Source organism: Aulosira sp. FACHB-615, from assembly GCF_014698045.1.
Taxonomy (GTDB): domain Bacteria; phylum Cyanobacteriota; class Cyanobacteriia; order Cyanobacteriales; family Nostocaceae; genus Nostoc_B.
Map to the genome: position 1 here is coordinate 115,217 of NZ_JACJSE010000008.1, position 22,021 is coordinate 137,237.

At 39.4% G+C, this 22,021-nt stretch carries 24 protein-coding genes; 17 read left to right on the forward strand and 7 right to left on the reverse strand.

What is annotated here, in order from left to right; genetic code table 11:
* Nucleotides 1-615 precede the first annotated feature (615 nt).
* The 10 genes from H6G77_RS15555 (at nucleotide 616) to H6G77_RS15600 (ending at nucleotide 7,956) form a co-directional block, all read left to right on the forward strand.
* Nucleotides 616-1,170 (forward strand): DUF2808 domain-containing protein, encoded by a 555-nt coding sequence (locus tag H6G77_RS15555; protein ID WP_190672960.1) that lies wholly within the window; start codon nucleotides 616-618, stop codon nucleotides 1,168-1,170.
* A gap of 270 nt (nucleotides 1,171-1,440) precedes the next feature.
* A complete protein-coding gene (gene rpmH / locus H6G77_RS15560; RefSeq protein ID WP_190589250.1) occupies nucleotides 1,441-1,575 on the forward strand; it encodes a 50S ribosomal protein L34 in 135 nt (44 codons plus the stop codon).
* 25 nt (nucleotides 1,576-1,600) lie between these two features.
* Entirely contained in the window at nucleotides 1,601-2,023 is a 423-nt protein-coding gene (gene rnpA / locus H6G77_RS15565) for a ribonuclease P protein component (RefSeq protein ID WP_190872016.1), read from the forward strand.
* Nucleotides 2,010-2,393, forward strand: a complete 384-nt coding sequence (locus H6G77_RS15570) for a PH domain-containing protein (protein WP_190589254.1) — start codon at nucleotides 2,010-2,012, stop codon at nucleotides 2,391-2,393. Before rnpA ends, H6G77_RS15570 begins: the two co-directional genes overlap by 14 nt.
* Before the next feature lie 226 nt (nucleotides 2,394-2,619).
* The gene (gene yidC, locus H6G77_RS15575; protein ID WP_190589256.1) at nucleotides 2,620-3,765 is read left to right on the forward strand and encodes a membrane protein insertase YidC; all 1,146 of its coding nucleotides are present in this window, start codon (nucleotides 2,620-2,622) and stop codon (nucleotides 3,763-3,765) included.
* A 3-nt stretch (nucleotides 3,766-3,768) separates the two neighbouring features.
* Nucleotides 3,769-4,284 (forward strand): R3H domain-containing nucleic acid-binding protein, encoded by a 516-nt coding sequence (locus H6G77_RS15580; RefSeq protein WP_190589257.1) that lies wholly within the window; start codon nucleotides 3,769-3,771, stop codon nucleotides 4,282-4,284.
* A gap of 112 nt (nucleotides 4,285-4,396) precedes the next feature.
* Nucleotides 4,397-4,903 (forward strand): DUF177 domain-containing protein, encoded by a 507-nt coding sequence (locus H6G77_RS15585; protein WP_190589259.1) that lies wholly within the window; start codon nucleotides 4,397-4,399, stop codon nucleotides 4,901-4,903.
* A gap of 46 nt (nucleotides 4,904-4,949) precedes the next feature.
* Nucleotides 4,950-5,555 carry a Uma2 family endonuclease gene (locus H6G77_RS15590; protein ID WP_190872017.1) on the forward strand — a complete coding sequence of 202 codons (606 nt, stop codon included), beginning with the start codon at nucleotides 4,950-4,952 and terminating at the stop codon, nucleotides 5,553-5,555.
* Nucleotides 5,556-6,627: 1,072 nt separating this feature from the next.
* Complete coding sequence (locus H6G77_RS15595; protein WP_190589263.1) at nucleotides 6,628-6,972, forward strand: DUF1815 family protein; 345 nt, start codon at nucleotides 6,628-6,630, stop codon at nucleotides 6,970-6,972.
* A 486-nt stretch (nucleotides 6,973-7,458) separates the two neighbouring features.
* The gene (locus tag H6G77_RS15600; protein ID WP_062297527.1) at nucleotides 7,459-7,956 is read left to right on the forward strand and encodes a thioesterase family protein; all 498 of its coding nucleotides are present in this window, start codon (nucleotides 7,459-7,461) and stop codon (nucleotides 7,954-7,956) included.
* Between the two features lie 149 nt (nucleotides 7,957-8,105).
* Here the strand turns inward: H6G77_RS15600 and H6G77_RS15605 are convergent, their stop codons facing one another.
* Together H6G77_RS15605 and dxr are read right to left on the reverse strand one after the other, a co-directional pair.
* Entirely contained in the window at nucleotides 8,106-8,303 is a 198-nt protein-coding gene (locus H6G77_RS15605; protein WP_190589265.1) for a hypothetical protein, read from the reverse strand.
* 212 nt (nucleotides 8,304-8,515) lie between these two features.
* Nucleotides 8,516-9,712: a 1-deoxy-D-xylulose-5-phosphate reductoisomerase gene (gene dxr / locus H6G77_RS15610; RefSeq protein ID WP_190589267.1), complete on the reverse strand. Its 1,197-nt coding sequence runs from the start codon at nucleotides 9,710-9,712 to the stop codon at nucleotides 8,516-8,518.
* A gap of 166 nt (nucleotides 9,713-9,878) precedes the next feature.
* Here dxr and H6G77_RS15615 point away from each other — a divergent pair, with 166 nt between their 5' ends.
* The 3 genes from H6G77_RS15615 to H6G77_RS15625 are packed head-to-tail and all read left to right on the forward strand — an operon-like array spanning nucleotide 9,879 to nucleotide 13,310.
* Entirely contained in the window at nucleotides 9,879-10,616 is a 738-nt protein-coding gene (locus tag H6G77_RS15615) for a bifunctional 2-polyprenyl-6-hydroxyphenol methylase/3-demethylubiquinol 3-O-methyltransferase UbiG (protein WP_190872018.1), read from the forward strand.
* 30 nt (nucleotides 10,617-10,646) lie between these two features.
* Complete coding sequence (locus H6G77_RS15620) at nucleotides 10,647-12,038, forward strand: DUF2079 domain-containing protein (protein WP_190872019.1); 1,392 nt, start codon at nucleotides 10,647-10,649, stop codon at nucleotides 12,036-12,038.
* Between the two features lie 12 nt (nucleotides 12,039-12,050).
* Nucleotides 12,051-13,310, forward strand: coding sequence for a hypothetical protein (locus tag H6G77_RS15625; RefSeq protein ID WP_190872020.1), 1,260 nt, complete (start codon nucleotides 12,051-12,053; stop codon nucleotides 13,308-13,310).
* Between the two features lie 6 nt (nucleotides 13,311-13,316).
* Here H6G77_RS15625 and H6G77_RS15630 read toward each other — a convergent pair whose 3' ends face one another.
* Nucleotides 13,317-14,861: a glycosyltransferase family 39 protein gene (locus H6G77_RS15630; RefSeq protein WP_190872021.1), complete on the reverse strand. Its 1,545-nt coding sequence runs from the start codon at nucleotides 14,859-14,861 to the stop codon at nucleotides 13,317-13,319.
* Nucleotides 14,862-15,259: 398 nt separating this feature from the next.
* On the opposite strand from H6G77_RS15630, the gene H6G77_RS15635 reads away from it, so the two are divergent.
* The 3 genes from H6G77_RS15635 to H6G77_RS15645 all read left to right on the forward strand — a co-directional run bounded on the left by H6G77_RS15635 (nucleotide 15,260) and on the right by H6G77_RS15645 (nucleotide 18,602).
* Nucleotides 15,260-16,222 carry a glycosyltransferase gene (locus H6G77_RS15635; protein ID WP_190872022.1) on the forward strand — a complete coding sequence of 321 codons (963 nt, stop codon included), beginning with the start codon at nucleotides 15,260-15,262 and terminating at the stop codon, nucleotides 16,220-16,222.
* 135 nt (nucleotides 16,223-16,357) lie between these two features.
* On the forward strand, nucleotides 16,358-16,726 hold the full coding sequence (locus tag H6G77_RS15640; protein WP_190589277.1) for an EamA family transporter: 369 nt from the start codon (nucleotides 16,358-16,360) through the stop codon (nucleotides 16,724-16,726).
* Nucleotides 16,727-17,690: 964 nt separating this feature from the next.
* Nucleotides 17,691-18,602 (forward strand): polysaccharide deacetylase family protein, encoded by a 912-nt coding sequence (locus tag H6G77_RS15645; protein ID WP_190589279.1) that lies wholly within the window; start codon nucleotides 17,691-17,693, stop codon nucleotides 18,600-18,602.
* Nucleotides 18,603-18,710: 108 nt separating this feature from the next.
* Here the strand turns inward: H6G77_RS15645 and H6G77_RS15650 are convergent, their stop codons facing one another.
* The 3 genes from H6G77_RS15650 to H6G77_RS15660 form a co-directional block, all read right to left on the reverse strand.
* Complete coding sequence (locus H6G77_RS15650) at nucleotides 18,711-18,878, reverse strand: hypothetical protein (protein ID WP_190872023.1); 168 nt, start codon at nucleotides 18,876-18,878, stop codon at nucleotides 18,711-18,713.
* Nucleotides 18,854-19,321 carry a hypothetical protein gene (locus H6G77_RS15655; RefSeq protein WP_190589281.1) on the reverse strand — a complete coding sequence of 156 codons (468 nt, stop codon included), beginning with the start codon at nucleotides 19,319-19,321 and terminating at the stop codon, nucleotides 18,854-18,856. Before H6G77_RS15655 ends, H6G77_RS15650 begins: the two co-directional genes overlap by 25 nt.
* 331 nt (nucleotides 19,322-19,652) lie before the next feature.
* Nucleotides 19,653-20,225 carry a Uma2 family endonuclease gene (locus H6G77_RS15660; RefSeq protein WP_190589283.1) on the reverse strand — a complete coding sequence of 191 codons (573 nt, stop codon included), beginning with the start codon at nucleotides 20,223-20,225 and terminating at the stop codon, nucleotides 19,653-19,655.
* A gap of 124 nt (nucleotides 20,226-20,349) precedes the next feature.
* Here H6G77_RS15660 and H6G77_RS15665 point away from each other — a divergent pair, with 124 nt between their 5' ends.
* Complete coding sequence (locus tag H6G77_RS15665) at nucleotides 20,350-20,493, forward strand: hypothetical protein (RefSeq protein WP_190589285.1); 144 nt, start codon at nucleotides 20,350-20,352, stop codon at nucleotides 20,491-20,493.
* A gap of 145 nt (nucleotides 20,494-20,638) precedes the next feature.
* Here the strand turns inward: H6G77_RS15665 and murD are convergent, their stop codons facing one another.
* The gene (gene murD / locus H6G77_RS15670; RefSeq protein ID WP_190589287.1) at nucleotides 20,639-22,009 is read right to left on the reverse strand and encodes a UDP-N-acetylmuramoyl-L-alanine--D-glutamate ligase; all 1,371 of its coding nucleotides are present in this window, start codon (nucleotides 22,007-22,009) and stop codon (nucleotides 20,639-20,641) included.
* Between the last annotated feature and the right edge of the window lie 12 nt (nucleotides 22,010-22,021).

Here is a 22,021-nt window from a genome sequence, read left to right on the forward strand (position 1 = left end):
GCAATTATTACCAGCAATCGCTTGATTTTGTAGATTGAACCTTGAACTTTATCTTTCCTACTGTTAGTTCTCAGGCTAAAGCCGGATTTTGCTTTTATACAGGTCAAACTTGCCGATATTGACCTATAGGTTTACATATTGCTAATGCTATGTTGATTCCCAAGTTTACATCTTTAGTCTTTAGGTTATTTTCCAGATTGCAAGATTTTGCCTTAATTACATAGTGGAATCTACTTGAAATTTTTAAAGCTTAATAATTTGATGTATTTTTAAAGATTACTCTTTAGATTGCTGCTGACTTATTTTTATTAATCTAGCCCAATCTTCATGGCGATCGCTAATTTTATAGCTCAATTTTTATAACAAAACCCGCAAAAGTTATATACAGTTGTACATATTTAGCAACATCCACACATTTTCCAGTTCTGAGTACTGAGTTGAAAATGTTGAGTCACAATACTAATCATGAGGTTCTAGCCTCTCTAACTCCTCAGCTATGGCACTTTTTATTTTCCCTAATCGTCCATAGTCAAGAATTCGGTAGTAAAGTTTAGTTAAGAATACTCAACAAGAGTATTTACATAAACAGGTTATATCTGCTAGAGGAGCCTAACTATGCAACGTCCACTGTTCAGTCATTGGCTGATACGCAAGCCACAATTCGCAATTCTTTTCGCTTTAGCTGTAACTAGCTGTCTTTTAACAGGATTGACTACTCAAGTCTCTGCACAAAGCTTACCTGGATTCACATTATTTAGCGGTATCAAAGCCGAAAATCAGCTACCTTTCCGTTTGGATTTTGGCGGACAAACAAACAGTAGAGATAGATATATTCTGAGGATTCCTCAACAAAAAATGAAATTGGCGGTGGCGCAATTTGCCATCACTTACCCCAACTACTACAAAGGCAGTTTTGATCCCAAGAGAGTAGAAGTCAGATTTAGAGGGAAAAAAGTACCGATTTCGGAAGTGAAATGGGATAAAGAAGCCCGCATCATCGAAATATTTCCCGAAGAACCAGTCCCCGCAGGCGGCCCTGTGGAGTTAGTTTTATCTAATGTAGAGAATCCTTCATTTGGGGGAGTTTTCTATTTCAACTGTCAAATTCTCTCACCAGGTGATACTCCATTACTACGCTACATAGGAACTTGGATTTTGAGTATCAGCTAAATCTCAAGTCGATCAATTTTAGATTTTGGATTTTAGATTTTAGATTGACTGCACCAATTCCGGGATGCAGCTTGGGGATGAATCAATTTTAGATTTTGGATTTTAGATTCAACCCAGCAATCCAAAATCCAAAACTTAAAATCTCAAATTCGGTGAATCAAGGCTCAACAGTCAAGGGTTTTAGACGATAGACTTTTGACTCTTGACTACAAGCAGTGGTAAGATTATAGATTGTGACTTTTTATAAGAATCGCCTTAGAGGACAGCAGTATGAAAAGAACCCTGCGTGGTACTTGCCGTAAGAGAAAAAGAACCTCCGGTTTTCGTGCCAGAATGAGAACACCAGACGGCAGAAACGTCATCAAAGCTAGGAGAAAAAGAGGACGTTATCGTCTGAGCGTATAGAGCATTTTCAGCAACTAGAGGGGCTGTGGCTTTGCCCAAGGCGAATCGACTAAAATCTCGCAAAGATTTTCAGGCAGTTTTCCGCGAAGGAATTCGGCGACAAAGCTCTCATTTCACTTTGAGAGCTTTAAAACCAAAAGCTACTCCAGAATCTGCTGGAGATACTGCCGCTACCACTAAACTAGCAACTGATACCAAAAAAGTTGATAGTACAAAAATTGGCATATCGATCAGCACGAAAGTCAGTAAAAAGGCTGTCGTGCGTAACCGCATTAAACGACAAATGGCAGCAGCCTTGCATCAGTTGTTGCCAAAATTATCTCCAGGATGGCGGTTGGTATTTGTGGTAAAACCAACAACAGCAGAATCTAAGTGCGGAAGCCAACAATTTCTGCAAGAATTAGAGCAGTTGTTGGCACAAGCTGAGGTATTAAATGGGCATTCGTGAAGAAATTTATTATGAAGGCGGGCCTCACGTTGGGGACTTAATTCTCAACTTGCTGATTGGACTGACTGTTGTTGGTATTCCTTTAACAGTTGGAGCGATTGTCAGAGCATTGTGGCTGCGCTATCGCATTACAGACCGACGGATTTCAGTAACTGGCGGTTGGATGGGACGCGATCGCACTGACATTATTTACTCAGAAATTGTCAAAATCGTCAAAGTTCCCCGTGGTGTTGGCATTTGGGGAGATATGGTAGTCACCCTCAGAAATGGCAGTCGCTTAGAAATGCGGGCAGTTCCCAATTTCCGCGAAGTATATGACTACATCAATGAAAAAATTGCTGCCAAAAATCCCACTTATAGCGCGGCTTAATAACAGGTAGGGAGTAGGGAGTAGGGAATAGGGAGTGGGGAATTCTGTATAAAATAAAAAATTCAAAACTTCCCACATATTAAGAACTGCACACCACTCCCAACTCCCCACTCCCAAATTTTGCCCTGGTGCGGCTATCCGTAGCGAGAGATAGTCGCAGCCGAATCACGATTTAGATAAATTAGATTCAGTTAAATTTACAGTACCTCAGGTTGAATTCAGAATAATGGACTTTGGTATCGGCTTCCTCTCAAACAACGTCATGTTGCCAATCATAGACTTTTTCTACGGCATTTTGCCGAGCTATGGATTGGCGATCGTGGCCTTGACATTGATAGTCCGCTTTGCGCTTTACCCCCTGAGTGCTGGTTCAATCCGCAATATGCGGCGGATGCGAATTGTGCAGCCTCTCATGCAAAAGCGGATGCAAGAAATCAAAGAACGCTATAAAGACGATCCGCAAAAGCAACAAGAAGAAATGATGAACGTCCAAAAGGAGTTCGGCAACCCCTTGGCAGGATGTTTACCATTACTGTTGCAAATGCCTGTATTGTTAGCTTTGTTTGCTACTTTACGGGGATCACCGTTTGCCGGCGTAAATTACTCCGTCAACCTGCAAATCTTGCCATCTGAACAAATCGAACGAATTCAACCACAAGCCTTTGCGACTTCCCCACAAAACATCTACGTTGCTGATGGGGAACATCATAAAGTAACTGCTATTCTCCCTGGCGGTAGCAAACTAGCCGTCGGAGAAAAAACCAAAATTCAATATCAGACATTAGAAGGTAAGCCTTTTGATGTCTTATTAACAGAACACCCAGAAACCAAACTCACGCCCGAATGGAAAATCACCAAAGGCGAAGAAAGAATCAAAATCGATGCTGAAGGTAATATTGAAGCCTTACAACCTGGAGATGTGACACTGCAAGGCACAATTCCTGGACTAGCAGCCGACAAAGGATTTTTATTCATCGATGCCTTGGGTAGAGTTGGTGCAGTTGATCCCGACGGTACCATCCACTGGGATATTGTAGCGATGGTCATTTTCTTTGGGATCAGTCTCTACGTCAGCCAAATCCTTTCCGGGCAGAACTCCAGTGGCGGCAACCCCCAACAGGATACAGTCAACAAAATCACCCCAGTCATCTTTTCTGGGATGTTCTTATTCTTCCCCTTACCTGCTGGGGTGTTGATGTATATGGTAATTGGTAATATTTTCCAAACTCTGCAAACTTACATTCTCTCTCGTGAACCCTTACCAGAGGAACTGCAAAAAATTGTAGCCATCCAAGAGAAAGAAGCAGCAGTGGCAGAACAAAAAGCATTACCTTTTGAACCAAAAAGTTCTAAGAAAAAGCCTACAGGTTGATAGATGACTAACAGTTCCATGCAGCGAGGTCAGCAGTGGTTAAAATCACTGCTGGAACTCACTGGGGTCTCTGCGGAGATTCGAGGCAATATAGAAGTAGCCCCGCCTCAAGATGATGATGCCCCAGAACCGGATAATTACTGGTTGACAATTGACGAAACCAACTTAACTCCAACGCAAATCAAAGTTCTGATTGGTGCTGATGGTTCGGTTTTGGACGCAATTCAGTATTTAGCTAATTCCGTCCTTAACTTGAACCAAGCACAAGCAGAACAAGCATCCTATACCATTGAGTTAAATGGTTATCGGGTGAAAAGACAAGCGGAAATTCGCGCTTTAGCGGAAGCCGCAGCTGATGAAGTGCGGAGTTTTGGTCGAGAAGTGGAAATTAAATCTCTCAGTTCAGCTGAACGGCGGCAAATCCACACGTTTTTGAAGGAATTTGCTGATTTAGAAACCTTCAGCCGTGGCAAAGAACCACATCGGAATTTGGTTGTGCGTCCGGCTATGGAGTTATGAAAGCTCTCTCAGTTAACAATTGCGACTGTGCTAAGAGCTAAAATCAAAATGTAGTATCAGCAAAATCGCTGATTAGTAACACAAATTTGAGTGAGGGTATCTCACAAATCCTATGGACGCAATTTTTATTCCGCAGCTCACTAAAGCCCCGGAGCGGACAGAGGAAATTCAGGTTCAAGAGTTTCTGCCTGGGCTAGAAACGTTAACACCAATTCGAGGTCGTATTCGTGTACAGCATCACGGTAATTACCTAGAAGTGTCCGGTCAGGCAGAAACAATTATTACCTGTACATGTAACCGATGTTTGCAGCAGTATAATCACCGTTTAGCGGTAAAAACTAAAGAAGTTATTTGGTTGGATGAGGTAGCTAATCAACCACAAGACTTGCCTCTAGAACGAGAAGTAGCTATGGAAGACTTGGTAGAAACCTTGTCGCCCAATGGATATTTTTTTCCTAGTGAATGGCTGTATGAGCAGATATGCTTAGAAATGCCTCAACGTCAGTTGTGTGACTTAAATTGTCCAGGTATTTTGGCTAGTGTGGATGAGAAGCCAGAACAGCCTGTTGATAGCCGTTGGGCTGGCTTAGAAGCTTTGAAAAAGCAACTCCCTGGATAGTGCGGAACTTTTGTAGCCAAGGGTGGAAAGAAAATCAATTAGCACTATGACATATATCTCACCGCAAACCCTGACTGTTGAAGATTTTCTCTCGCAATACCGAGACAATCCTCGCTATGAATTGGCCAATGGAGAACTAATTGATATGGAACCCACTGGCCCACACGAAACGGTAAGTGGCAAACTTGCAACCCAAATTGGCAGTCACTTAGTTACAGAAAAACTGCCTTGGTTTATTCCTCGCACTTGTCTAATTTACCCTTTTGCTGAGGCTGCTACAGTTCGTCGTCCTGATGTTGTGGTGCTGGATGAAACGGTTCTTGACCGTGAACCTTTATGGGAGCGAGAACCAGTAATTACCTTGGGGCGCTCGATTAAATTAGTGGTGGAAGTTGTCAATACTAATTGGGAAACTGACTATGCACGCAAAGTTGAGGAGTATGCACTCTTAGGCATTCCAGAATATTGGATTGTTGATTATCGGGGATTAGGTGGTGTTGCATTTATTGGGAAACCGAAACAACCCACCTTTACAGTCTGTACACTGGTTGATGATACTTATAGCCAACAACAGTACCGTCTGAGTCAAGCAATTAATTCTGTGCTTTTACCCCGTATCCAACTCCGGCTGGATGATGCGCTACCTCGTTAAACTTGTTAATTATTTATAAAAATATACAAATAGGTTGTTAGAAAAAAGTTTGGGCGATCGCACCCTAAAATAAATATTTGCTCAAGTTATACATCTGTTTGTTGCATTAATCTCTAACTATCGTTAGAGTGACAAACCCTAGCTCTAAAATATGATGAATTAACAGCAATTTCTGGAAAAATCAGCACTCCTTATTTTAGGAGTATAAGTATACTTAATCATTTATTGCATCTTATCTCAGTTTAGGTTTTAGATTGGAAATTGCGATCTCAGTCTTGCCAAACCTGTTGTCTGTTATCTGCCATCAAAGTTGTAGCAGTCAAAGTATAAGTTAAGACTTCAAAAAGCACGAATGCTAGTTATAGTAAGACTTTTACCTCCTGCCTCCTACCTCCTCCTATAACTGGCGAATTGGCAACATACTTATTCTCGGTTTGGTTATTCTCTGGTTTGTGTCTAGAGATAGTTGGGTAAAAAATTATCTTAGTGACTCAGAACACTTTTTGTATCAAAATTTTCTGCCAAGCTATTAATATTCCTGCTACACAGCATCTCACCTCTGCAAGTTTTTCTACCAAACTCCATATATTTATTTAGGAGGTCTCAAAATTTATTACCTAACCCTTGAGTCATACCAAACTTAGAGTTAAAGATACTCTCAGTTGACTAGCCAAGCAAAGGCGTAAAGAACATTAAAGGAGATTCAAGCTTCTGCACATCATAGGTTAGGCTACACATAGCTAGTAAACGCGATATCCGTAGCTTTTCTGTGGTTGACTAGTACCAAATTTGGGTTACTCTTAAAACGGATCGCCGTAAGCTATCATCTTTAATGACAGAAGTATATGAAGAAACAATAATTTTTAAAGTTCTGTCTGAAAGATTAAACTTGCAAACTGAATAGTTTGATACGGCAAACTGAACAGTTATCTCATACCCTAAGCTAGGTAGTTAATTAACTACTGCAAATATAACCGGGAATTGTAATGGATAGTTTACAATACCAGTGGGTAAGAAAATCTAAAAAAAATATAAAAGTGACTAAAATGACTGTGGTGTCTGGAGGACAAACGTGTTTCTGAGATTAGCACATCAACATCGGCAATTTGTTCAAGACTTGGTAATGAACCTACAAGCCTTGGCAATTGTACTAGAACGGCGTGGTTATCCTGCGTCTTGTTATACCTGTGGCGACCAGATGAACAGTGCTTCGTTTATGGTGAGCCTGGGAAATAACCATCTGATTCGATTTTTGGTATCAGATTATGGAATTACTTGGACAGAAATGCGGGATGACCGCGAATTAATGAAATTAGAAGGAGCGGAAGCAATTAACCAGTTACAGGAACTGGCAAATCTTGTGAAGCAATCTGTACCAGCTTATACAAGTGGTAAGACCTTAGCCAAGAAGAGTTAAGGGTTTCGGGATCTGATGGGTTATTTTCAAACAAACTCCGAGAATAAGTTGCTCATTAACAATGGCTCACTGGTAATTGGTAATTGGTAATTGTGGTAGGGTTTTTCATCCTCCATTACCTATTAACCATTACCTTCAATAAGATTGGCAAATAGCTAGGTTGTGAAATGTTTTGTTTCTGTGAACTGAAGATAGAAACAATTTTGCGAATTTTGTGCATCTGCGACATTGATTGAAAAAAAATTGGGAATTGACCAAGCAAGAAACACTTGGTGATGTCATTGTTCTGTGTGACATTTAAAATCATTAAATTGTTGGTTGCTACATCTGTGATATGAGGGTCAGGCAACTGAGAGATATTTTGGCTGATGGTGATTTAAATTATGACATGCGATCGCAGGGTGATTTTGGCAGTCCTGTGGCATAGATGTCTCATTTTTGTGATATTCCAGAGGTGGAAAACCATAGTTAGTCACAAACTGGAAAATGTCTGAATCACAACCAAACCCAGCACTACCACCAACCGATGCTATTGAAGTTACAGAGAGTCGTGCGTTTGAGAGTTGGTTTGAATATCCGATTAGAGTACAACCCCATCATACTGACTATGCAGGTATTGTCTGGCATGGTACTTATTTAACTTGGATGGAAGAAGCAAGGGTAGAGTGTTTGCGCTCTATCGGGATTGAATTTGCTGATTTAGTAGCACTAGGCTGTGATTTACCAGTGGTAGAAATTTCAATACGCTATCACCGTTCCATTCAATTGGGTATGCAGGCTATTGTCAAAACTCGGATGACGGAAGTCACTGGTGTGCGGATTAATTGGGATTATGCAATTGTTTCTGTTGATGGACAGCAATTGTATGTCACCGCTAAAGTCACCTTAGTCGCACTAGATAGAGAAAGAGGTAAGATTATGCGCCAGCTACCTGCAAATGTTAAGGATGCGCTGGCGAAGATTGCGGGATTACATGGTAATTAATCAGGACTGAGGCGCAAATATAATCTGTGGAAATTGGGTGTAGGGTGTAAGGGTTTTGAATAAGTAAACCTCACACCTACACCCTTATACCCAAACTGTTTGGACAATCTTGGCGCGTAAGTCCTGAGATAATTGCGCCTGTATTCTGATTATTTATTCAGGCGAATTTGCAAAAGATTTTGAGTAAACTGAGTGATCTGATGCCAAATATCCATCGGTGTAATGCCAAAACCTACCTGTAATAAAATAATAATTGCCGCAATAGTCAGGGCATTACTCACAGTGGTTTTGATAACTTTCCATAATATTGTAAATACAATCCAAGCAATAATTAAAGTTGGGATCATAGTAATTATTTAAGAAGAATTCAGAATAAATTAGGGGATAAAATTAGGTAAAAACTATTGTGGTAATGATAGCGGAAATTACTGAATAAATTTCTGTTTACGCCTATTCTTTAGAAAAAATTTATAAAAAACAAGATACCAGACTTATCAAAGAAGCCAGGTATCTGAATTACAGAATTGTTACAAATCAAAGGATTGTTATATCTGAGTTTTTAGTGCAGAGAAATCATCTGCGGGGAAGTTACTAAATTTTTAGTTGCGGTTAAAACTTCTTGTCTTGCCCATTGATCTGCTGCCAAAATGTCATCTAAAGAAGGATTTGTACAGTTATCATTTTGATGGCGATCGCATACCCATTCAATACACCGGGGAATATCTAAAAAGCTAATTTTCTCTGCTAAAAATAAAGCTACAGCTTGCTCATTAGCTGCATTCAACACGGCTGGCATCGAACCACCTGCTTTACCTGCGGCATAAGCTAACTGCATACAAGGATATTTTTGATGATCTGGCTCACGGAAGGTAAAACTGCCAGCTTTGACTAAATCGAGACGTTCCCAGTCTGTGTAAATGCGATCGGGCCAAGATAAAGCATATAACAGGGGTAAACGCATATCTGGCCAGCCAAGTTGGGCTAATACAGAGGTGTCTTGTAACTCAATTAACGAGTGAATAATGCTTTGAGGATGGATGACGATTTCGATATTGTCGTAGTCTAAGCCAAACAAAAAGTGAGCTTCAATAACTTCCAATCCTTTATTCATCAAAGTCGCTGAGTCTACCGTAATTTTTCTGCCCATCGACCAGTTAGGATGTTTGAGGGCATCGGCGACGGTGACTTCTGGCAACTTTTCTACAGGCCAATCACGGAAAGCACCACCGGAGGCTGTCAGCAAAATCTTCCGCAGTCCGCCTGTGGGAACACCTTGCAAGCATTGAAATATGGCTGAGTGTTCCGAATCGGCAGGTAAGAGTTTTACCCCATGTTTTTCCACCAAGGGGAGAACTACAGGGCCGCCGGCAATTAAAGTTTCTTTGTTGGCGAGGGCAATATCTTTACCTGCTTCAATGGCAGCGATGGTGGGTAATAAACCAGCACAACCAACAATCCCGGTAACAACAGTCTCGGCATCGCCATAGCGGGCAACTTCAATCACTCCGGCGGTACCAGCCACTAAAATGGGTTGGGGATTGAGGTCTTGGATGGCGGCTTGGAGTGCAGGTAATTTATCTTCAGCTGCGATCGCTGCTATACTTGGTCGAAACTGCCGAATTTGATCCGCCAACATCTCGACGTTATTACCTGCTGCCAATCCAACAATCCGAAATTTATCTGGGTACTGAGCGACAATATCTAAAGTCTGAGTACCGATGGAGCCAGTGGAACCAAGAAGAGTAATAGCTTTCACAATTGCTTAATAATTTAGAGATAACTCCCACTATAAATTGCTTGGGACTGATTTATAACAGCGATCGCCACAATTAATCATGAAAAATGCTGAGTTATGAAACTGCATTTGCAGTACAAAAAAGTGTGAAAATATTGGCATTGTTACTCAAACACCAAATTTTGGTATGGATAAAAATTTTTATCTCAAGTATGCGGCTGTTGAGGATCAACATTGGTGGTTTGTCGGTCGTCGCCAAATTGTAGAAAAACTGATTCTTCAACTCAAACTGCCAAACAATGCCAAAATTCTAGAGGCTGGCTGTGGTACTGGTGGCAATTTAAGGATGTTGGCGCGTTATGGTGAAGTTGCAGCGATGGAGTTTGATGAAACAGCTTGTCAGTTAGCGAATGAAAGGCAAGTTACTACAGTCCAACAAGGTAGTTTACCTGATCAAATTCCCTTTAACGACCAATATGACTTAATTGTTATCTTAGATGTTTTAGAGCATATTGATGATGATTTAGCTGCTTTAGAAGCATTGTCTAGCAGATTAAAACCAAATAGTTGGTTATTAATTACAGTGCCGGCTTATCAATTTTTATGGAGTTACCATGATGAAATTAACTATCATAAACGTCGCTATACATTGAAAAGATTAAAAAGAGTTGTGAGACTAGCTGGTTATCATATCCACTATGGTAGCTATTTTAATACTTGGTTATTTCCCTTGGTAGCTGGAGTACGTTTATTAAAAAATCTGCTCAAACTTGATAAAAAATCAGATGCCAGTGGTGATTTAAATTTACCCGCAAAACCCATCAATAAATTTTTAACTTTTTTATTTGCTAGTGAACGTTATTTTATGAATTCGTTCAGTTTACCTTTTGGGGTCTCTGTTGTCCTAATGGTACAGAAAAATTAGTCAAAACTATAAATTTAGCTAAACATTTTTATGCGATCACCAGCAAATCAAACTATATTTTGGATAATCGGTATAAATGCCTTAATTTTATTTGTATGTAGTAGTATCCGACATAATTTATTTCAGTCAGCCTCTGCTGACTTAGGAATTTTTGATCAGGTAGTTTATTTAATTAGTCAGGGAGAAAAGCCGATTTCTTCCCTCTTGGGATTTCATATTCTTGGTGATCATGCGGCTTGGTTATGGTATCCTTTGGGTTTATTGTACAAAATTTACCCAGACGTACATTGGTTATTTGCCGTCCAGTCCGTGGTTTTGTCGTCAGGCGCTTTACCAATTGCGCTATTAGGAAAACAGGCTGGCTTGAAAAAAGAAATATCTTTAGCTGTAGCGATCGCTTACCTATTATACCCATTACTTTTCAACATTAATTTATATGATTTCCATCTAGATGTCATCATCCCCAGCGCCATTTTATGGGCTACTTGGGCAGCGAGAAACCGAAAATATTGGTTATTTTGTGGCAGCATTATTATAGTTTTGGGATGTAAGGCTGTATTCGCCTTAACTATTGCAGCAATGGGAATTTGGTTAATATTTTTTGAGAAGCGGCGTTTATATGGTTTAACCGCGCTACTGGGAGGGATTTCTTGGTTTGCGATCGCTACTCAGGTTATCATCCCATATTTTGGCGGCTCTGCTGCATCCCTAGAGCGTCACATCCATCGATATAGTCATCTAGGAAACTCTTTTTCAGAGATAGCTAAAAACTTATTTTTCAGCCCAGGATTGTTTTTTCATAACCTGTTTTCCTTAGAAAACTTATTCTACTTATTCCTATTAGTCATCCCGGTGGTTTGGGGTCTTTCTTTGAGTAGTATGGCTCCTTTAGTGGGGGCTATTCCTTGTTTAGGAATTAACTTATTGGCTGATTCTTTGCAGCAAAAAGATTTGTTTTTTCAATACTCTTTACCCATAGTACCATTCATGTTTTTGGCAGTGATGCAAACTTTGGTGTATGGTAGAGGTCTATTACAGACTAAAAAAGCAATTATTTTATGGGCTTTAGTAGCTTTTTTAGCCTTAGCAAAGTATGGTTATTTTTGGTCAATATATTTAAAATCTTTCGATACTTGGTCAGCGATGCGTGAAGCTATTGCCCTAGTTAAAACACCAGCAGGTGTCTATACTACTGCTGAAATTACACCCCATTTAACACACCGCAAAATAATTCAATTTACAAATGCAAATTTACCTGAACAAGATTTAAGTAAATTTAATTATATATTGCTAAATGTTCGTCATCCCGGTTGGTTAAGCAACCAAAACTTTGTTAATAGTCTAATTATTAAACTACAAAATAATCCGCAGTTTGTTCTAGCATATCAGCGAGATGATGTTTATTTATTCACTAAATCATAGCTATTTGTATCAATGCTAAAAAAACGATTGTATTTAAATAAAAATTTATTATTTGTTCTGGCTATCTGGCTATTTAGTAGACTGCTCATAGCCACTGCTATGTTAATAATTGCTCCTTTAATCATAAATCCCTCTAACGCTACAAATGTAACTTTTGGTTGGGATGTGTTTTTGAACTCAGATAGTGAACACTATCAAAAAATTGCTACTGTTGGTTACGATTTTTCAGTAGAGAGACAGGAATATTCCGTTGCTTTTTTTCCACTATTTCCGATGTTAAGCCGTGCGATTATGAGTCTTGGCTTGCCATTTATAGTAGCGGGTACAATAGTTAATAATGTGGCATTTTTAATTGCTCTGATTGTTGCCTACTTATGGATAAATGAATTTTATGGGATTAAAGTAGCACGATGGATGATAGCGGTATTGGTATGGTTTCCTATGTCATTGTTTGGCACAGTTATTTACTCAGAAGGCTTGTATCTGTTATTCAGTACAGCAGCTTTACGAGCATTTGATAAACAGCAGAACTTAGAAACAGCGATTTTTGGCACGTTAGCTACTGCAACGCGTCCAACAGGGATAGCATTAGTAACTGCTTGTTTACTGACTGCTTGGAAAGAAAAAAGAGGAATAAAAACTTACATTGCTAGTTTAGCTACTAGTGGGGGAATACTTCTCTACAGCCTATATTGTCAAGTTAAATTTGGTGATGCTTTAGCATTTTTTCATGCACAAAAAGCATGGCGACCCTCATTAGGTTTTTACTGGCAAGGCTGGTTAAAAATGCTGATGCAAATTACAGTGGGTCAAAGAAATTGGTCAGCAGGCTATCTGAAAGATCCTTGGCATCCACTGTTATTTCTAAGTATTGTAATTTGCAGTTTTTTATTATGGTACTTTCGGAAAAATTTAGATGTTCAGAAATTAGACTTTGGTTTTTATGCCTTAATTTTACTTTTATGGCTATTAGCTGGTGATCCTTTAATCAACACTATCACAATTTTAGGCGGCACTTATCTGTTATGGCATTGTCGCAGTCAATTAACACCAATTACCTTAATTTATGGCTGTTGTTCGTTAGGCTTAATTTTTGCTTCTGGTGGAACTTGGTCACTGAATAGATTAGCCTATGGCGTTATTTCTTTAACTGTAGCTTTGGGTCTAGTTTTGTCTCGTTATCCGCGTTGGGGATACGCTACTGTAATATTTTTCGGTATTTTGTTAGCTAGTGTTTCTGTACGATTTGCTCAAAATTTATGGGTAGCATAGGCAAAATTATAATGGTGCAATTAAGCTAAAATTTTCGGCAGTATCTAAAATTTTATTCACAGGTAAATTTAGATTATGTAAGGCGCTGTTGTCTAGTAGTAAATAAGACTTATTAGCCAACATTTGTTTGAAGACTGGGGCATTTACTGGAATTACTTGGCAATCACAATAAAAATTTAAACTAGGGCGGCTATAAGCAAATGAGGTGTAGATTTTTGTACCTGGGGAGGTATGGGTGCGAATTAAGGCGGCGACGGGTTTAACCGGGAATGCCTCATTTAATTCCCAAATCCAAGATTGGGAACTCATCAATAGTAATAGTACTAAATACATCCCAGAAAATAACACAGGAATAAATCTGCGATCGCATTTATAAATCAACCATGCTGCTAAACTCAGACTCATCGTTAAAATTATAGCCATCCCAACTAATACAGGCTCTTCCTGGGCAAGAATAAAGTAAACACAACCTCCTAAACCAGCCAACGCCATTATAACTATAAATATTGCCCAAACTCGCCGATTAATTACTTGATTTCGCCAAACTTCACTCAGTTCTAACCCAATTGCCAAGGCTAAAAATGGATATATAGGCATAACATACCAAGGCAATTTTGTAGTTATCAAAGAGATAGCGATAAAGTAAACAATCGTACCAATTAAAATTAAGCGACTCCAACTAGCATCGCGTTTCTTCCAAGCTAGATAAAATCCGGCCGGCCAAAATAACAACCAGGGAAAAGCATACTTTAATAACTCAATTAAATAATACCAAGGAGCGCCTGTATTACCCTCAACAGGTTGGGATATGCGGTCAAATGTTTGCGCTTGTAAATTTATCTGGAAGAAATTACTACCATAATGCTGCCATTGGGCAATATACCACGCGATCGCCGGCGCAATTCCCAACACAATTCCAGCCCATAAGTAAGGGTTGTTTAACACAATTAACGGTGATGAAGCCAAGATAAATAATCCAGCAATACCTCCCAGCAACAAAACCAGCATTCCTTTAGTCAGGGTAATTAACCCTAGACAAAATCCCACACCTAAAGCCCAAGGTTTTTGCTGACGTGATTTTAATAAACAAAATAATAATAGTAAGAAAAATGTAATACTGGTACCATCTAGCATTGCCAAGCGTCCATGACGCACGACAGGTAAAGTTGTTAAATAAACGAAAGCCGCAAACAACGCAGGTAAACTATCGTTAAACAACAAAATCCCTACTAAATACAATAACGGCACTCCCAAGGCAGTTAATAAAGCACCCGGTAGGCGTGTTGTCCATTCATTTACACCGCCTAGAGAGTAACACCAAGCAATTAACAAGTGCATCAGAGGTGGCTTATTATGATAAGGTTCACCGCCTAAAGTTGGATACAGCCAATGCAGAGAACCAAAAGCAGCACGCCAAATTTCCCTGGCGACTTGTGCTACTGTACCTTCATCCCAGTCCCGTAAGGGGGAATTTCCTAAACACAGCAACCACAGCAGTAAAGCACCTATTAGCAAGGTTAATAGCCATTCAGTTTCTCGGAATGGGCGCATAAATAAATTTAGTTTAATTATTTTATTGATTGTTTATTGATTACGATCACTAGTACAACAAGGCAAAAGTAAAAGGTTAAAAGGAAAAAGAAAGAATAGTGATCCCACAAGCCTTTTAACAGTTTCTTCTGGTCGGTTTATTTACGCCGATTTGTAATAGATATACGACTCATATTTGATTTATGAAAAAAATCCATACACTCAGATAATGCTTCTTTCCTACTCTCCACTCCCTATTCCCCATTCCCTGTCTACACAACTAGATTCGGAAATCAAACCAGATTCCTATATAATTTTAAGGAATTTTATATCAGGAACGACATCACCAAGTTTATAGTATATATCTATTTGAATCTGTCCTTTTCTTGCTGTCTTGATGAAATAATCTGATAAAAACTGTGATTCAACCAATATACTCTTTGGTCATTCCTATTTATAACGAAGAAGAGAATATCACGGAAATGTACCGTCGGCTGCATCATGTAGCAGAACATTTAGATGGTGAGGTGGAATTTATTTTAGTCGATGATGGTAGCCGCGATCGCTCTTTGAGTATGATTCGAGAACTCCGCCATCGTGATAGTCGAGTTCGTTACCTGAGTTTTGCGCGAAACTTTGGCCATCAAACTGCTGTCACGGCTGGACTAAATTTTGTCCAAGGCAGATGTGCAGTTATTATGGATGCGGATTTGCAAGATCCCCCAGAACTAATTTTTCAGATGGTGGAAAAATGGCAACAAGGCTACGAAGTAGTGTACGCTCAACGTTTAGCTCGTAAACAAGAAAGTTGGCTCAAACGTTTTACAGCCTATGCTTTTTACCGCATTCTTCGACGTTTATCTCATGTGGATATCCCCACAGATACCGGAGATTTTTGTTTACTAGACAGGCAAGTTGTCGATATTCTCAATGCTATGCCCGAACGTAACCGTTACATTCGGGGTTTACGCGCTTGGGCGGGTTTTCGCCAAACTGCTGTACTGTTTGAACGAGAACCGCGTTTTGCAGGCAAAGTTAAGTATACTTTCGGTAAATCTTGGGCTTTGGCTGTCGATGGAATTATTTCCTTTTCTACTGTGCCATTAAAACTGGCAACCTACTTAGGTATGGTAGCAGCTGCGATCGCTCTATTGATGATCATCCTCGTCCTATATTGGCGCTTATTTGACCATGCTAGTCCTTTAATTGGTTACAGTTTAATTACAATTGCCATCTTTTTTCTCGGTTCTGTGCAGTTGATTTGTATAGGAATTTTAGGCGAGTATATCGGCCGAATTTATGAAGAAGTCAAAGCCCGCCCCATATATACTGTCAAAGAAACCGGCGGTTTAATTAAAGTCTCAGAAATGCAGTCTAAATAATGGCTGTTATATCAAGTTAAGCAACAGTCATCAAAATACATAACTGTTCCACATTTAACTTGCATATTTTTGATTGAGGAGTAAAACATCAGACTCCCTCTAGTCTGAATGTATAAATTAGGTGTGTAACAGCTTATGACCCCCCAAGAATTTAGTTTATTAATTGTATCCATTCTCATCAGCACAGCCGGACAATTTTTTCTGAAAATAGGCGCAAATAAATTAGGCAGGGTGAATTTAGGCAACGCCATCACTCACATTCTGGGTATTATCACAATCCCAGAACTATTAATTGGATTAACTTGCTACGGTTTTGGGGCGATGTTTTATATCCTGCTACTATCTAGAGTTAACCTGAGCGTTGCTGGCCCATCTGTATCTATCGGTTACATTTTCTCTGTGTTGCTTGGCTATTGGATCTTGAAAGAGCCTATACCCTTCATTCGCCTAGTTGGTTTAAGCTTTATTGTTGTGGGTGTAATCTTAGTAGTTTGGCGCAAATAATCAACTGTCTATATCGTTGATATTTGATGTCTCAAACAAGTAGGTATCGGGAAAACAAAATTTTTCCGAAAATAGACAATAGACTAAATAGTTGCAAGATATAGGAATCTGCTTTGATTATTGAAATTATCTGTAAAGGCTGGGGGTAGGGAGTAGAAAAGAGCATTTTGTGGGTGTACTGATTTTTTCCAGACATCAAATATGATTCCTATAGTTAGCAAGAATTATTATAGTTTTTTCTAACTATATACATAGAATACAACAATATTAAATTTTATTTAAATTTTTGACAAAAGTTATCTTCAACCCGTAGCATTATTGTACAAAAATGTAGTTAAAATCATGGATTAATCATATCATTGCCAATGAATGATTAAAGAGTATAGAAATTAACGGCTTAATATTGCTTGATAATGAGAAACTAGCTTTTGTTGATGACCACTATATCAATCAAAAGCTAGGAGAAACTATTGTGTATGGAAAAACTTAATTTTTTATTCAAACAGAAAGAATATTTTTTAGCAGTAAAATATACAATATTAAATGCAACTTGCAGGGAACAAATAATCTATGCAAGTAGTTATTAACTGTATGTGGAATTGTATAAATTATGAATTTTATTGTTTGTATAAATCTTACAGGAGGCTTCTTGAAGGTTAAGAAAATGATTAGTAAACTAATACAAGCAGACTGTGATTACTATCAGTATGAGCAGTATTAATATAACGATAAAGAGTGAAAATACTTAAGTAGTCCGAGTGGCTCTGGGCGATCGCTTTCAGAGAGATTACTGATACCATAACCCGCCTCATACGAAGGAAAATTCCAGATAAAATTCTGTAAAACTGAGGCAAATTTTCAGGATTAGTAGAAAGTAATTGGGAATCTAAATTTTAGAGAAAAGTGTGCTATAAATTACCGTCAGAACCATACATAATGGTTCGACCCTTGAAGGAGCTATGAAGTGGAAAACAATAAATCTTTACTTTGGCCGCAAGGTATATTAATTGCGTTGCTTGCCCTAGGTGCTACATTAAGCATTGCTATGATGATGCTTTTGAGGCCAAATGCTTCTGAAGCCCAAAGCAGTCAGAATATAAATATCAATAATAATTTAGTTGCCAAAGTAGGTACGCAAAAGCGCATTGAAGGATTAAAAGCAGCAATGCTGACAACTTGGCAACAAGAAGCACAAGCTAAAGGTCTTGGTTATGCTTTAGCGAAACGCTTTCAAGGAGCAGTTATTAAAGAGGCTAAACTTAGTCCTAATCAAAAAGTCATTGCACTCACTTTTGATGATGGCCCTTGGCCTGAAAGTACTGCTCAAGTTCTAGACATTCTCAAGCAGAATAATGTCAAAGCCACATTTTTTGTTGTTGGTCAAAACGTCAAAAATTACCCCGACTTACTCAAGCGGGTAAGTGCAGAAGGTCATGTTGTTGCTAACCACACTTGGCATCACTGGTATCATGTCATGAATCAACAGGCAGCAGCCTATGAAATTGAGCATACAACCGAGTTGATTTATAAAATTACAGGTGTCAAAACAAATTTGTTTCGCCCACCTGGAGGAATCATGCACAATGGCGTAGCCGCATACGCTAAAAACGCCAAATATGCAATTGTGATGTGGTCAACTGATTCTGTAGACTATTCTCAGCCTGCTGTACCCAAATTGATTAATAATGTCTTTCAACTAGCTAAACCAGGTGGGATTGTTCTGATGCACGATGGTGGTGGAAATCGCTCCCGCACTGTGCAGGCTTTACCAGAAATTATTAATAGATTTCGGAAACAAGGATACAGCTTTGTGACTGTTCCAGAACTTTTAGAAATGGAAGATAAAGCACAAAGTGTAGTTGCCCAGAAAAAGTAATAGTTAAATTACTAATTACCGATTATTAATATAGTAATCAGCTTTGATTTTTAAATTATGTGTAGGGTGGTCATGTTTATGATTGACAAATGCCCACCTTACCAATATCTAGTTTTCTGCACAATCAAATATGAGTTTTATACTGGTCATATAGAGTGCGATCGCAACACTCAGATGTAGGGTGGGCAGATTGCCCACCAAGCTTTCATTACTATCAAGTCGCTTATGCAGAATACAGATTAAGCAATTTTCTATCGCTTTAATTGCTGTTGCCATTCATCTAAACTGATGTATTTATTCTCAATTACATCCAGAACTTCTATCAGACCATTGTTATTAAACACCCGAAACCAATAAATTGTGGAATCATAGTCTGATTGATTTTCAAATATACGAACCGTGTAGTAAGGTTCATTTTCCGTAGGAGAACCATCAACTACCGCCCCTAATTTAATTGTCCCTCTAGAAAGCTTGGCGATTTCCCTGGCTTTGCGTTGTACTTGTGGCAACTTCCAAACCAAATTCAAAGCCGTTTCTTCATCAATTTTGTTAGTCAATTCAGCAACTTTCACAACATTAGCTGGATTTAACTCAGATAATGTTTGTGCAGTAATTAACCCCGATTTAACATCATAGTTGGAACTTTGAGAAAGAGCTACTTGGCATCCCACACTCATCAATAAAGAAGACATTATCGGTAAGCAAATGAATCTTTTCATGGAGCAATCCCTGAGTGTTATGCTGTCGTTCACTTCATGTCATATATACACTAGGGTAACAGTCATCACCCCATATTTGAGGTGATTAATCATTTCTTCTTATTGGTATTAGTAATTGTACTGAGTTAGCATATATAGGAATCCGGTTTGATTTCTGAATTTATTTGTGTAGGTAGGGAATAGGGAATGGGGAGTCGGGAGTAGGAAAGAAGCCTGATCTGAGTGTACTGATTTTTTTCCCAAATCAAATATAAGTCCTATATCAGATCCCCGAATTATTTGAAAAATCAGTAATTTGGCACTTTACTAATAATTCATAACTGCAAAATAACTACTTTAACGGTATTTTTGCCTGTAAAAATACTTGCTCAACTGTAAATTCTAACCCTGGGAACAGTGCATCTTGCAGTATTTCATCCCCCATATATGTTTGTGGTGCTGCATCGGGGAAAAACACAGTAATACTTCTGGCTTTGCTATCAACTACCCACACTCGCAGCACTTTTGCATCTAAATAATCTTTGGCTTTAGCTATCATCTGACCAAAGGTTTGCCCTGGTGAAATAATCTCAATCACCAAATCTGGCGGAACAGAACATACTCCTTCTTCTTCCCAGTCTGAAGGTAAACGCTCGTTAGAGATGTATAAAATATCAGGTACAGGAACCCAATCTCGTCCCCTACGAGTTAAAGAAACAGCCAATTCTGGACATATTTCTCCATTAGCTCCACATAATTGTTCAATCAAGTTAAGCAGGACGCGAGTCAGTTTAGAGTGAAATTTTTGTGGCGACATTTTAGAAATAGCTTGACCATCCACAAGTTCATAGGTAGTATCTCCCTCACCAGAAGAAAGATGCAAAAACTCTTGTAAAGTTAATTGATTTTTGGTTTGAAGAATCATAGCGCAAACTAGCTAATAGCTAGTTTAATTGTAATTAACCTGAGTTATGAATTAGCTTAAACCCTAATTTAATCGTTTTTTCTAAGAATATAGCAATCCTAAATGAGTAGTGAAAAACATAGATATGGAAACGAACCGCCAAGAAAGAGGCAGCGCATTGGACGGGTTTCCCGGCTTGAAGCGACTGTCGTGCCAAGGACGCAAAGGTAAGAAAGAAGAAAAAGATATAGAAATTTTACAAATGATTGTAGTACTTAAGTTCAGATAACATTTTGCACTTGTTCGAGTCACTTTTTTGAGTGTTGAGCCATAGGATGTTACACAGAAAAATCCTGTTTAATACTATCAGGACTTACGCAACTGGCACAGTGCGATCGCTACTCTAAAAGCATTTCCAAAAGCTATATAATCTATCAACGCGCAGCCCAAGCTAAACACAACTGGCGGAAGTCGTCACCGCGCACTTCAAAGTTAGGATACTGGTCAAAACTTGCACAAGCGGGAGACAGCAAAACTACAGGTGCTTGGTGTTGTTTAGCTAATTCTGCTGACCGAGGTACAGCTTTTGCCATTGTTTCCACGATTTCGTAATTGGTGTAACCCACTTCTTGTAAGCGTTGGGCAAAGGCTGGTGCAGCTGCGCCAATTAATAATACAGATGCGGCTTTGGCTTGGATTTTGGCTAACCAACCTGTATCATCGCCGGGTTTGGCTTCTCCCCCCGCAATCAAAATTGTCGGACTTTTCACTGAGGCTAACCCAACTTCGGCTGCGTCGTAGTTGGTGGCTTTACTGTCGTTGATAAAGTCCACGCCTTCCCAAGTGCAGATATGTTCTAAGCGGTGGGGAACGCCAGGGAATTGTTCAATGGCTTTGGTAATTGCGTCGGGTTGAATGTCTGCTAATCTGGCTGCGGCTACGGCCATGAGGAGATTTTGCAGGTTGTGTTCTCCGACCATACGCAATGCAGAGGCTGGAATAATTCTGGTTGGTGTTGAGGTGGCGTTGATTTTCTCAATCACCCAGCCATCTTCAATGTAAAAACCTTTGTCACCAATTAAAAAATCTTGACCTTTGACACTTGTCCAATAAGCATCAGGCCAATGATTCAAACCGACTTTATTTAAATAAGCATCATCGCCGTTAAATACTTGTAACTGAGACTGCTTTAACAGCTTGGCTTTGATGTCGTAGTAATTTTCTAAAGTTTGGTGACGGGCGAGGTGGTCGGGTGTAAATGTTGTCCACACGCCGATGCGGGGTGCTAAGGATGAAGATGATTCGATTTGATAGCTGCTAATTTCGCCAATTACCCAATCGGGAAGTTTGGGGGATAGGGCGACTTCACAAGCTGCATAGCCGATGTTACCGCAGGCGGGAGCATCAAAACCGGCTGCTTGGAAAATGGCGGCGATTAAGGCTGTGGTGGTCGTTTTGCCGTTTGTACCCGTGATGGCTACCCAAGGCTGGGATTTTAAATGTCGCCAAGCAAGTTCCATTTCACCAATTGTTTCAATCCCTAGTTCTCGTGCTTTGACTAACACGGGAATATCCCAAGGTACACCGGGACTAACAACAATTAATTGGGGTAAATCAGTATCGGTTAAATCTAGGGAATATCCTAGTTTAACGGTGATTTGTTCGGCAGCAAGTTCTTGTTGTTGTTGCAGGAAGGTATCAGAGGTGTTGCGATCGCCTAGATCCACCTCCCATCCTTCCCGTTTCAACAATCTCGCCGCAGCAACACCGGACTTACCTAATCCAATCACATGAGCTTTGGACATAGACTGTAGCAG